This window comes from Acidovorax sp., from assembly GCF_021287135.1.
GTDB lineage: Bacteria > Pseudomonadota > Gammaproteobacteria > Burkholderiales > Burkholderiaceae_C > Acidovorax.
Genome location: NZ_JAJTBB010000060.1, coordinates 20,690 through 31,217, shown reverse-complemented (window position 1 = coordinate 31,217; position 10,528 = coordinate 20,690). Strand labels below are relative to the sequence as shown.

Here is a 10,528-nt window from a genome sequence, read left to right as displayed (position 1 = left end):
CCACCCCAGAGGCAAAAAAAGCGCCCTGCGAGGGCGCTGTAGTCGGTGCCGGGGTGACGGTGGGACTTGAATTCCCTCTTGAAACCCGCATGAATAAACGATTCTTGCTTTTTTGAAGTGCGACATACCGTCAAAAATACCGTCAAAAAAGTTTGCTGCCCCTTTTTCCGGTACCCCCTCCCCCCGAAACCTGCGCGCACAAAAATCTGATGAGCCGGTCGGTTTCCGCCTTAGGCGTCTCAGACTTTGGAAGCCCCCCTCCCCCCATTTTTCCCGGCGTTGCGAGCGGGTAGGGGACTGCGGTCTAGGGCTGACGCGGCCCCCAATTTTTGATAGCCCCTGGCCTACCCCCTTGCGCACACCGATGCACATTTACGGGATTCGTGGACAGGCAACGACCGCCACCTTTCCGCCGCCTTTCCTTCAGGCATTGTGTTTTTTGCGCGTGAACGCCGTGAACAGTGCGACAACCGCATGAATAGGGGCTTTGCGCGTTCACACTGCGGCCAGAGCGCCGTGAACAGTGTGAACAAATCTCAGGGTGTAGTACTGTTTTTGCACGTTTACGGCAGTTTTCACGGCCTTGCACGGTTTGCGGGCGCAGGGGGCTGAGCCTAGAAGCACCAACAGAAGGCAAGCGGTTTTGCACACTGGTGCTTTTTCACAGTTGCACCACTAGCAGCGCGAAAAGAGCCCTGCACGCCCCCTCCAGCGGCGGCGCGGGCATGCTTTGCATGGGGTGAACCCAGGGCCGTGCATGCGTGTGCACGGCCCTGGCCGGGGCTCAGGTGTCCAGGGCGAACAGAGCGGGCGGTATGCGATAGCACTGCGAAAGACCCACACCGGGTAGGCGCTGCCTGGTGTCAAACGCCCGGCCTGCGCCTGGCAGCAGAGCCCCATGCTCCAACAGAACGCGGGCGACGGCCTGATAGTCCAGGCCCTGGCACACCTCAGAGCGGAACACCTCGGGCAAGATGAAGTATTCGACGCTGACGCCCTCGCCATCCATGGGCGTCATGCGCTCGCCATACTCCCGCTGGTGGTCGGCATCGCTCTTGATGGGCTTGCCCTCGCTGTCCACCATGCGGCGGAACCCGGCACGCTGCAGCGTGTTGGGCGCGTGGTCATCTGATGCCCGATGCCACCAGGTGAACCGGCCAGAGCCATGCGCCTCCAAGAACCGGCGCACCTGGCGCAGCATCTGCCGCACCTCGCCATTGCCCGCCCCGCCACGTGCCGACAGCCAGGCGTCAAAGCACGCACGTGCAGCCCTCTCGCCCTCACCTGCAGGCCAGCCCGTAAGCCCCGCCTCGGTCGCCAGTTCGCCCGCCACGCCCACCAGGGCGAACCGTGCGGCTACCCGTTCCACCTGGCCGGATGCGCCACCCGGCACCCATTGCCGGGCCAGGTCCTGCACGCTGGCGCGCAGGCGCTTGGGCAGGGTGCTGGCCTGGCTGCAGGCCCATTCGATGAAGGCGCGGCCCGGTGCGCCGTGGCATGCCTGCACCTCGCGGGCAAGGTGGCTGGCGAGCGCGGCACCGCCCGCAAAGTCATGCAGATGCTCAAAGGCGCCCAGGCCCGCGCCGGCGTCTGCCGGTATGTCAGCCATGCGCACTTCTTGCCCCGTGCGTGCGCGCTTCATGCCTTCGGCCATGTGGTCCGCGAGCCCCAGCTCGCCAGCCGACAGGAACAGCAGGCGCCAGGACAGGCGGGCACGCGGCGCACCGTTGCGGGTGGCGCGGGCCTTGCTCTGTTCATTGGCCAACATGTAGGCGCATTCCCCGGCCACCTTGCCCTCCACCTGCGCCAGTTCGTCCAGGATCAGCAATGAATCACAGTGCTGCGCGGCGATGGCCTCCAGGGCGTTATCTGTGGTGCGCCAGCGCTGCATGTAGCTGGGGCCACCGTACACGCTGGCGGCCAGGCGTAAGGCCGTGGTCTTGCCGGTGCTGCTGTCGCCCCGCAGGTGAAAGCCCCCGCTTTCCATGCCAGCCATGCGCAGCAGCGGCCCGGCAAAGGCGCTGGCCACGCCAAACGCCATACGGCTATTGCCTACGCACAGCACCCCAATGCGATCACGCCAGGCGGCTGCATCCTTCCTCACGCGAAAGGTGTTTTCCATCTGGTTGTCACTCTGGAACACGATGCGCTCGGCATCGTCCCCAATGGTTTCATGGGGCAGCACATAGGCCAGGCCTCCGCCTTCGGTGGGATGCCAGCCGATGCGATCCGTGCAACTGGCGAAGTCTGCCGGGCGGCGGGTTTGGATGTATTCGGTAAGGCGATTGCGGGCCGTAGGCGCGGTGGCAATGCGTAGCCCCATGTTCAGTAGCACGGCCCGATATTCGCCGCCGTCCCCCGACAACATCCGGGCAGGCATGGCCCATTGCTTGGGCTTGCCCAGCGGGTCCGCAAACTGTAGAAGGTAGCCCCAGCCCTGGCCCTCTTGATCCCGCGTCAGCGCTTCCACATCAAGCCGGGAACAGAGCCACAGCGGGCGCAGGGGCTCGCCATCGCGGCCCCGCCCGTGGTAGTACACGCCATCGGCTTCGACCGTGAACGGGTCATGATGGCCCGGATCATCGGCAGGCGCGGGCGGGGCATCGCCCGAGCCCCCACCAGAACCCCCACCAGCCCCCGTATCAGGCTGCTGGCGGGGCTTTGCGGCCCGCCGGGGGGCGGGTGCTGGTGCGGCCTTCTGCGGGGCCTGCGCAGCGGCTGTAATGGCACTGTCCACCACATCGCGCACCGCATCGAGGCCGTGGGCGCGGTGCATGTCGTTGAAGTCGCTTGCGCCCTCGGGCAGGCCATCAGGAAAGGCGACAACGCCACCCACCGCACGGGCGGCGGCTTCGGCCTTCATGCGGCCTGTGTTGGTGCCGGTGCGGGCTTCGGTGGCGCGGTCATCATCGCCGCACAGCACCAGCAAGGCAGCGGGATAACGCTGGCGTAGGGCCTTCGCCACGCTCGCCAGGTTGCCCGCGTCGAAGGCCACGGCCACGGGGCGCCCGGTGGCTTCATGCAGGCTCGCGGCCGTGGCATAGCCTTCAGCAAGCAGCAGCACGGGGGCGCCTTCGGGAGCCCCCAGCGTATGCCACAGGCCAGCCTTGCGCCCGCCCTTCATGAAGAGCTTGTCGGTGCCGTAGCGCGCACGCTCAGGCGCGATGCGCTGCAGGTTCCACAGCGTTCCGGCGCCATCGCGCACGGGCACCAGCAGCCAGCCATCGGGGGCAAAGCGCACGCCATACGGTTGCACGCCCTTGCGGGCCAGGTAGGGGCTCGCACCCGTGTCGCTGGCTGCATTCCACGCGGCCAGCGCCTCAGCCGCTGCAGCGGCCTGCGCGGCCTGCCGGGCGCTCTCTTCGGCCTGGCGCTGCTGCTCGCGTTCGGCCTGTTGGCGGGCCAGCTCTGCAGCGCTTGGGGCTGCTGGCGCTTCGCTCCCCCTGGGCAACGTAAAACCGTGCTCTTTGGCAAGGCGCAGCAGCGTCCCAATGCCCACGCCACCCCCGGCCTTGATGCTGCGCCAGGTACTGCGCGTGGCGCTGGCGTCGTGTACATCTGCCGTTGCGCTCCAGGCTTCGAACAAGTCGCGGCCCGTGTCGTCTGGGAACTCGCTTTTGATAGCCATGCCCACCCGCGCCCATTCTTCACGGGCCAGGCTGGCGGGAATGTGCGCCAGGGCAGCGCGGATCAGCTCGGGGGTGATGTGGGTTTGGGTCATTCACGAAACCATTCATGTAGGCGGTCGCACGTGGAAGGCAGCACCTGGCGTTGATCCTCACCACCCGGCCAAACCAAGCCGCGCAAGTAGTCCAGCTGGGCACGCTCCAGCATCTGGATAGCGCGCTCGTGGTGCTCCACCTCGGCGCTTGCCGCAACGTAGGCGGTCACCAGCGCCTGCAAGCGCTCATCGTTGGACGCTCGCGCATACGCCATCAATGCATCACTGGCACGGAACTCGGCAGCGTGCGCCTCTGTCACGCGCCAGCTGATAGCCTGAGCCAGTGCGCCCAACTGGATAGGTGCACGGCGGGGCAAATCGAAGACGCGGAATTCACGGCGCCAGCGCTTGAACCATGCACGCATGTGAGCAACGCGCATGGCGTAAGGCATGGCGCGGCCCGCCGCCGTGCGGGCGTTCATTGCTGTGCCCCCGTGCTCTGCTGAGCCTCTGCGATGCGGTCTTGCACCCACTGCAACACGGCGGTTTCTGCCCAGGCCACCATGCGGGCATTGAGGCGCACAGACTTTGGAAACTTCCCGGCGCGCATCAGTTCGTAAATGGTCGACTTCTTGCACCCTGTCATTCCTTCGACTTCGGGCAACCGCACCAGCCGATCACGTGGAACGACCGGGCGGGCTTGGTGAACAACTTGCATAAGATGGGTTCCCTTCCTTGCTGGAGCCCCCCGCATCCGACATGGGCGGGGCAGGCATGGAAGGAAGCTTCCCAGGCGAGGACGCCTTGTGTCGCCTTGCGTTAGTGCGAGTAAGCCCGTGCAGAGTGAGCGGGGGCCAATGCGGAGGTTTGACGCACAAGGCTGAGCAAGGCGAAGCGCAAGGCATAGCCCCCCCCCCAAACACCTAACGCCGTTGTTCCCACTCAACAATCTCGCTGAGCAGCCATCGGCCATCCCGGCCAGGCCGGGGCATGGTGCGATCAACCGCCAGGCGCGCCCGCAATGTGTTGCGATGTACGCCCAGGCGCTGTGCAAACTGCTCACGATCAAGGCGCGTGCCAAGCATGGCCGCCATCAATTGCACAGCGCTGGCTAAGCGGTCAATTCGCTCCAGTAGATTCGCTTCATCAACTTGCATGCGGCCACCTACATCAGTCCGTTTTCGGCAAAGCTGAAAGCGCCCCTGCCGCCAACAATGATGTGATCCAGCACCCTCACGTCAACCAGCGCCAAAGCCTGCTTGAGGCACTCTGTGAGAGCCCTATCGGCCGCACTGGGCTTTAGTGATCCGCTTGGATGGTTGTGCGCCAAGATCGCCGCTGCCGCCTGGTGGCGCAGTGCTGCGTGCACAACCTCACGCGGGTACACGCTGGTTTGTGTCAGCGTGCCGGTGAAGTGGCACTCGTAGGCAATCGTGCGGTGCTGTGAATCCAGGTACAGCACTGCAAAGCGCTCGCAGGGGTCAGCACCAAGGTGCAAGGCCACATAGTCCTTTGCCATGGCACCCCCATACAGGGCCTGCCCGGGCTCACGCAAGCGACTGCCGAGGATCTCTAAAGCACGGTCCACAGTGGCGCGTTCGCGTGCCTTGAGGTGATAGCGCCAACTCTGCGAGCCATCCGCCACGCCATAGGCCGGAACGGCTTTGCGGACACGCGCGGCGCGGGGCTTTGGTGTTCGTGTTGCAGCCATTACTAACCCCTCCCTTGCAGCGCATCGGCACCGGCCAGCAGCTCAGCAGCCACGGCCCGCGCTTGCTCTGGCGAGAACTCAAGATGCACGCTCATGAAGTCACGCGACATGCACAAATCAACAAGGCGCGTTGACCGCGTAGCGGCGATGCTCAGATGCACACCGCCAGGCAGGTTTGCAGACGACTCGCGCACCCGGGGGAATGCGGCGTCATGCTGACGCGTGGTGAAGGTAATGCCGCTCATGCTGCACCCCCGGAAGGCAATATTGGCTTGCTGAGCGTGCGCAAAAAGCCCTTTCCTATCATCGTGGCCCGGAAGTTGTTGAGCGCCACCGCCTCGGCCTCACGCGCAACGTCGTCCCCAGCAGCAAGAACACTTCCATCGTCGTCAATGATTGCCAGGCGCACACGTCGACCATTCGCGAACACTTGCAGCCCCTCATGCGAGGTTGCGCAAATCACGATGCCGGGCAGGGCGCCGGTAGGTTGCTCCCCGATCATGCTGCACCGCCCTGCTGTGCACACGCGTGCACTTGGTTGACGGATGCCAGCGCCTGCACCAGCTTGCGCCGGGCAGCGGCCACGTTGCCGCGTTCCAGGTAGGCGCTAGCCAGGTTGCAAGCGTTGAACGCTGCAAGCACGGGCTGCAGGTGAGACAGTGGGATAGTGCCCGTTTGGGGCTCAGCAGGCGCAGCGCTGCGGCTGGCCGGTGTGGTGACGGTCATGGCATGGATTCCTGTAGAAACCAAGGAACCCACCGTTTGCGTTCTTACGCGCATCAGGTGGACGGGATGTTAAGAACACGCCTACAGACGTGCGGGCGGCGTTGCCGTTCGCCCCATCCCGCCCGAAACCATGGCGGGATGATGCGAGCGCACCAGTCCCCGGAATATGGGCGTGACAAAGCCCCGCTTTTCGGTGGGGGCTGCTACCGCTGTAGGTGTGGTGTTCTTACGCACCGGGCCTTTCGGCTTGCGCGCAGTGTAGCGCGGGCCGAAGGAGATGGGCAAGGGGTAGGGCTATGCGGCCCGATTGGTAAGGGCGTCAAAAGGGCTTGCTTTGGGCTCAGGATGCCGCTGGAACACTTGCGCCAACGCCTGCGATGAAATCCCCATTTCCCTGGCTACTGCGGCCCTTGCGCCGCGCCCGCGTACCTTCACCTCGGCCCGCGCCCACGCCACCCACTCAGCACGCCACGCGGGCCGCTCATGGCCTTCCTTACCTTTGTGGCGCACCATGAACTGGCACAGCGTGGCGTAGTCCTTCACATCATCGGCCCCCAGGCCAGCAGGCCCAGCGGCCTTGCCCATTGCCCCCGCGTTCACCGAGCCCCAGCCCCAAAGCGCGTGCGCCACAGCGAAGGGCACAGCCCATGCACTGCCGCGCTTTCCACTCTCAGACCATTCAAAGGGCGTTTGCTTGTCGGAGTTGTATTCCGCACGGCGGCCCGGTTCATTCACCAACCGGGCCAGGACATGCGGCTCTATCAACCACGATGCGCGCAAGGAACGCCCCGCCGCCTTCGCGTGGGCAATGGGTGGCGGCAAGTCGGCCAAACCGCTGTATTCATCAAAGTAAAACACAGCCCAATCGGAAAACTCATCCTGTGCCCGCGCCCAGCGGTTGGCGTCCAAAAGGTACACCAGTGGCGGGGAATCGCCTTCGAGCTGAGAACAAACCCGATCAACGGCGTCCAACAGCGGCAGGTGGCGGGCGCTCATCAGCCAGCGCACCACATCCGCCAAGCGCACCACGTTACCGCCCGGACCGTCCTTGAATCGTTGCAGCCCATGGGGGCTATGCGGTTGCCAGTTGCTCCCCTCGGGGGGCTCTATTTGGGGGATTGAATCGGGCGCCATCACTCCCCCGCCTTTCCGCCTGGCGGCACCAGGTAGGCGGCATGCAAGCGCTGCAACTCCAGCAACAGCCCCAGGTGCTTTTGCACCCAGCCAGGTATCTCCACGCCCTCATTGCGCCAGCGGCTCGGGGTGTTGCGGTGCAACCCCGTGGCCCGGCAGAACTCACTCACTTTCCAGCCCAGCGCGGCCAGGGCGGCGTCAAACTCATCAAGCGTCATGCGGCATCCTTTCGTTGCTGGTCATTGTGCACGCATGCCCGAGGATGTGCAAAATACATATCAAACACGCACACTATTTAACATAACGCCCGTCGTATCTGGTGCGCATTGTGGATAAATTCAGCACATTTTCGGGAAACTCAGCATCCATGCGGGTTTGCGGGTGGTGCTGGTTTGCTTAAATTTTGTGCACGTCAGCGGGCAAAGTTATCCACAGCAGTACGACAGCGCAGCAGGCCACCGCACAAAACACAGCGCGAACGTTCGGCACGGCCTTTGCCGTGGGGCTCACCTGCAACCGATGACGTGGCAAATTTTAGGAATGATTCTCAGTAAGTAAATTTGCCACGTCGCAGGCTTAAAGATTCCTGCGCACACGTGTGCACGGCCGCCCGCCGATGGATGCGGCACCGGGGAGCCCCGCTCGCGCCCATTTCCGGGGACGTGCGAAAGCGACGAGGACGGGCACCAGGCAGGGGGGGGCGCGGCGGGCGTGACGAAGCAAGAGAAAGCGGGCCGCAAAGGGCACGGGGCAAGCAGGGAACAAAGGTATATATGTACGAATTTTTCACTATATAAAAATATTCTCATTTGTTCTCACTCTGTTCGCAGTCTGTTCTCACTTTGTTCACACTCACGGCCAGGCAGTAACCCGCATGAATCCTTGCTTCTTGTCATTTGTTCGCACCGTTCACACCGTTTTGCAGGGAATAGTGCCGAAGGAAATTCAAAAACCACCGCCGCGCCCATGAAAAAAGGGCCTCGCGGCCCTTGTGTCTGGTGCTGGCGCGGGGCTCATGCGGCCCGCTGGGGCATGGGTATCACGTCCGCCCCCTGGCGCAGTTTGTCCAGGTAGTCCGCCCAATGCTGCAGCACCGTCACGCGCTCATCGGTGAAGGTGGTCCGGTCGTAGGCGCCGCCGTGGGTCTTGCCGCCCACGTGGGCCAGATGGGCTTCGATCACGTCGATATCCACCTTGAACACTTCACGCAAGAGAGTGCGGCCCGTGGCGCGGTAGCCGTGCCAGGTGTGAATGTCCTTGTAGCCCATGGCGTGCAGGGCGGCGTTTACCGCGGCTTCGCTCATGGGCTTGCTGTGGTCGCGCAGGCCGGGGAAGACGTATTCACCGTGGCCTGTCACGGGCTGTAGCTTGCGGATGGCGGCCACCGCTTGCCGGGGCAGTGGCACTTTGTGTGCCGCGCCGTCCCGCTTGGCCGCGACGCTGCGCTTCATGTCGGCGCTGGGGATAGTCCACCAGCCGGCCGCAAGGTCCAGATCCGCCCAGCGCATGGTGCGCAGGTTGCCGGGGCGCTGGAACAGCATGGGGGCGATGGCCAGGGCGCCCCGCACCACGGGGCCGCCGCCGTAGCCATCGCTGGCACGCAGCAGCTCGCCCAACTGGGCGGGGCTGGTAATGGCAGGGAAGTGCCCTTTCTTGCGTGGCTTCAGCGCCTTCTTGATGTCCTGGGCAATGTCCCGCGTGGCATGGCCCTTGGCTATGGCGAACTGCCAGACGCCGGAGGCAGTGGTCAGCAGGCGGTGCGCACTCTCCACGGCATCGCGGTCTTGCACGCGCTCGCACGCCCGGAGCAGCTCGGGCGGCTCCACCTCGCCAATGGGGCGATGCCCCAGGTAGGGGTACAGGTCTTTCTCCAGGCTGCGGGCCTCCCGGTCGTAGTGGGTGGCAGACCACCCATCGCGCTTGTTCGCAAGGTAGGCCCGTGCCATTGCTTCCACGGTGTTGAGCATGGCGGCCTTCTTGCTGGCCTCCACGTCGCGCTTGTGGTCGCTGGGGTCAATGCCTTGAGCCAGCAGCCCCCGCGCCACGTCGCGCCGCTCGCGAGCCTGCGCAAGGCTGACAGCCGGGTACACGCCAAAGGCGAGGGTGTTGCGCTTGCCGTTCGGGCGGCGGTAGTCCATGCGCCAGTACTTTCCTGCCTGGGTAATGTGCAGGTACAGCCCCCCGCCATCTGGCAGCGTGTGCCCCTTGGGCTTGCTGGCATCTGGCTTGGCATTCCTTACGGCGGTATCTGTCAGGGGTACAGCAAGGCGCGGCATGGCGGTATCTCCGTTTTGACGGTATCTGATACCGCCAGCTTACCCGCATCCCGTCAGAAATACCGCCAAAAACGCCGGATGTCAGCGAACGTGCACGGCCTTGCATGGACGAAAAAAAGCCCGCCGTCATAGGAGAGGGGCGGGCTTGATGGACTTCCATGAACGTCCTCGGATGAGGATGTGGCGGAGACGGTGAGATTCGAACTCACGGACGGTTGCCCGTCGGCAGTTTTCAAGACTGCTGGTTTAAACCGCTCACCCACGTCTCCGGGCACGGAAGCTGCGGATTCTAGCCCAGGGCAGGGGTGCTCTTTTTTTGCAGCATGCCGCGGGTCTCGATGAAGCGGATCACCTCGGCCAGGCCGCTCTGGGTCTTCAGGTTGGTCATCACAAACGGCTTGAGCTGGCCCTGGGCGTTGGTGCGCATGCGGGTGGTGTCGGCGTGCATCACGTCGAGGTTGGCGCCCACGTGGGGGGCCAGGTCGGTCTTGTTGATGACGAACAGGTCGCTCTTGGTGATGCCGGGGCCGCCCTTGCGGGGGATCTTTTCGCCGGCGGCCACGTCGATGACGTAGATGGTGAGGTCGCTCAGCTCGGGGCTGAAGGTGGCGGCCAGGTTGTCGCCGCCGCTTTCCACGAAGACGATGTCGGCGTTGGGAAACTCGCCCAGCATGCGGTCGATGGCTTCGAGGTTGATGGAGCAGTCCTCGCGGATGGCCGTGTGGGGACAGCCGCCGGTTTCCACGCCCAGGATGCGCTCGGGCGGCAGGGCGCCGCTCACCGTCAGCAGGCGCTGGTCTTCCTTGGTATAGATGTCGTTGGTGATGGCCACGAGGTCGTAGTCGTCGCGCATGGCCTTGCACAGCATTTCCAGCAGGGTGGTCTTGCCGGAGCCGACGGGGCCGCCGATGCCCACGCGCAGCGGGGGCAGGGGCTTGGTGCGGTTCGGGACGTGGTGCAGTGCGTTGGTCATGGCGTTGTTTACTATGAAATCGATAGCTGCTTGCGCAAGCGGTGCCT

Annotated in this window: 12 protein-coding genes and 1 tRNA gene; all 13 read right to left on the bottom strand. The window is 64.3% G+C overall.

Features of this window, described 5'->3' with window-relative positions:
- Nucleotides 1-784: 784 nt before the first annotated feature.
- Nucleotides 785-3,721: a DUF927 domain-containing protein gene (locus LWW96_RS14010; protein ID WP_291487987.1), complete on the bottom strand. Its 2,937-nt coding sequence runs from the start codon at nucleotides 3,719-3,721 to the stop codon at nucleotides 785-787.
- Entirely contained in the window at nucleotides 3,718-4,143 is a 426-nt protein-coding gene (locus LWW96_RS14005) for a hypothetical protein (RefSeq protein ID WP_291487985.1), read from the bottom strand. Before LWW96_RS14005 ends, LWW96_RS14010 begins: the two co-directional genes overlap by 4 nt.
- Nucleotides 4,140-4,379 (bottom strand): AlpA family transcriptional regulator, encoded by a 240-nt coding sequence (locus LWW96_RS14000; protein WP_291487983.1) that lies wholly within the window; start codon nucleotides 4,377-4,379, stop codon nucleotides 4,140-4,142. Before LWW96_RS14000 ends, LWW96_RS14005 begins: the two co-directional genes overlap by 4 nt.
- Nucleotides 4,380-4,584: 205 nt before the next feature.
- The gene (locus LWW96_RS13995) at nucleotides 4,585-4,818 is read right to left on the bottom strand and encodes a helix-turn-helix domain-containing protein (protein ID WP_291487981.1); all 234 of its coding nucleotides are present in this window, start codon (nucleotides 4,816-4,818) and stop codon (nucleotides 4,585-4,587) included.
- 8 nt (nucleotides 4,819-4,826) lie between these two features.
- Nucleotides 4,827-5,372 carry a JAB domain-containing protein gene (locus LWW96_RS13990; protein ID WP_291487980.1) on the bottom strand — a complete coding sequence of 182 codons (546 nt, stop codon included), beginning with the start codon at nucleotides 5,370-5,372 and terminating at the stop codon, nucleotides 4,827-4,829.
- A 2-nt stretch (nucleotides 5,373-5,374) separates the two neighbouring features.
- A complete protein-coding gene (locus tag LWW96_RS13985) occupies nucleotides 5,375-5,617 on the bottom strand; it encodes a hypothetical protein (RefSeq protein ID WP_291487979.1) in 243 nt (80 codons plus the stop codon).
- On the bottom strand, nucleotides 5,614-5,874 hold the full coding sequence (locus LWW96_RS13980) for a hypothetical protein (protein ID WP_291487978.1): 261 nt from the start codon (nucleotides 5,872-5,874) through the stop codon (nucleotides 5,614-5,616). Before LWW96_RS13980 ends, LWW96_RS13985 begins: the two co-directional genes overlap by 4 nt.
- Nucleotides 5,871-6,098, bottom strand: a complete 228-nt coding sequence (locus LWW96_RS13975; RefSeq protein WP_291487977.1) for a hypothetical protein — start codon at nucleotides 6,096-6,098, stop codon at nucleotides 5,871-5,873. Before LWW96_RS13975 ends, LWW96_RS13980 begins: the two co-directional genes overlap by 4 nt.
- A 294-nt stretch (nucleotides 6,099-6,392) precedes the next feature.
- Nucleotides 6,393-7,232 carry a hypothetical protein gene (locus LWW96_RS13970; protein ID WP_291487976.1) on the bottom strand — a complete coding sequence of 280 codons (840 nt, stop codon included), beginning with the start codon at nucleotides 7,230-7,232 and terminating at the stop codon, nucleotides 6,393-6,395.
- Nucleotides 7,232-7,450 (bottom strand): hypothetical protein, encoded by a 219-nt coding sequence (locus LWW96_RS13965; protein ID WP_291487975.1) that lies wholly within the window; start codon nucleotides 7,448-7,450, stop codon nucleotides 7,232-7,234. The genes LWW96_RS13970 and LWW96_RS13965 overlap by 1 nt, the downstream gene beginning before the upstream one ends.
- A 795-nt stretch (nucleotides 7,451-8,245) precedes the next feature.
- Nucleotides 8,246-9,508 (bottom strand): integrase arm-type DNA-binding domain-containing protein, encoded by a 1,263-nt coding sequence (locus LWW96_RS13960; protein ID WP_291487974.1) that lies wholly within the window; start codon nucleotides 9,506-9,508, stop codon nucleotides 8,246-8,248.
- Nucleotides 9,509-9,689: 181 nt separating this feature from the next.
- Nucleotides 9,690-9,777 (bottom strand) — tRNA-Ser (locus LWW96_RS13955).
- A 20-nt stretch (nucleotides 9,778-9,797) separates the two neighbouring features.
- Nucleotides 9,798-10,481 carry an urease accessory protein UreG gene (gene ureG, locus LWW96_RS13950; protein ID WP_291487973.1) on the bottom strand — a complete coding sequence of 228 codons (684 nt, stop codon included), beginning with the start codon at nucleotides 10,479-10,481 and terminating at the stop codon, nucleotides 9,798-9,800.
- Nucleotides 10,482-10,528: the final 47 nt, after the last annotated feature.

What these genes read in the sequence shown, in the direction of transcription:
- LWW96_RS13995 (WP_291487981.1), bottom strand. Translation starts at nt 4,818, where the DNA reads ATGCAAGTTGATGAAGCGAATCTACTGGAGCGAATTGACCGCTTAGCC.
- LWW96_RS13980 (WP_291487978.1), bottom strand. Translation starts at nt 5,874, where the DNA reads ATGATCGGGGAGCAACCTACCGGCGCCCTGCCCGGCATCGTGATTTGC.
- LWW96_RS13960 (WP_291487974.1), bottom strand. Translation starts at nt 9,508, where the DNA reads ATGCCGCGCCTTGCTGTACCCCTGACAGATACCGCCGTAAGGAATGCC.
- LWW96_RS14005 (WP_291487985.1), bottom strand. Translation starts at nt 4,143, where the DNA reads ATGAACGCCCGCACGGCGGCGGGCCGCGCCATGCCTTACGCCATGCGC.
- LWW96_RS14010 (WP_291487987.1), bottom strand. Translation starts at nt 3,721, where the DNA reads ATGACCCAAACCCACATCACCCCCGAGCTGATCCGCGCTGCCCTGGCG.
- LWW96_RS13965 (WP_291487975.1), bottom strand. Translation starts at nt 7,450, where the DNA reads ATGACGCTTGATGAGTTTGACGCCGCCCTGGCCGCGCTGGGCTGGAAA.
- ureG (WP_291487973.1), bottom strand. Translation starts at nt 10,481, where the DNA reads ATGACCAACGCACTGCACCACGTCCCGAACCGCACCAAGCCCCTGCCC.
- LWW96_RS13975 (WP_291487977.1), bottom strand. Translation starts at nt 6,098, where the DNA reads ATGACCGTCACCACACCGGCCAGCCGCAGCGCTGCGCCTGCTGAGCCC.
- LWW96_RS13985 (WP_291487979.1), bottom strand. Translation starts at nt 5,617, where the DNA reads ATGAGCGGCATTACCTTCACCACGCGTCAGCATGACGCCGCATTCCCC.
- LWW96_RS13970 (WP_291487976.1), bottom strand. Translation starts at nt 7,232, where the DNA reads ATGGCGCCCGATTCAATCCCCCAAATAGAGCCCCCCGAGGGGAGCAAC.
- LWW96_RS13990 (WP_291487980.1), bottom strand. Translation starts at nt 5,372, where the DNA reads ATGGCTGCAACACGAACACCAAAGCCCCGCGCCGCGCGTGTCCGCAAA.
- LWW96_RS14000 (WP_291487983.1), bottom strand. Translation starts at nt 4,379, where the DNA reads ATGCAAGTTGTTCACCAAGCCCGCCCGGTCGTTCCACGTGATCGGCTG.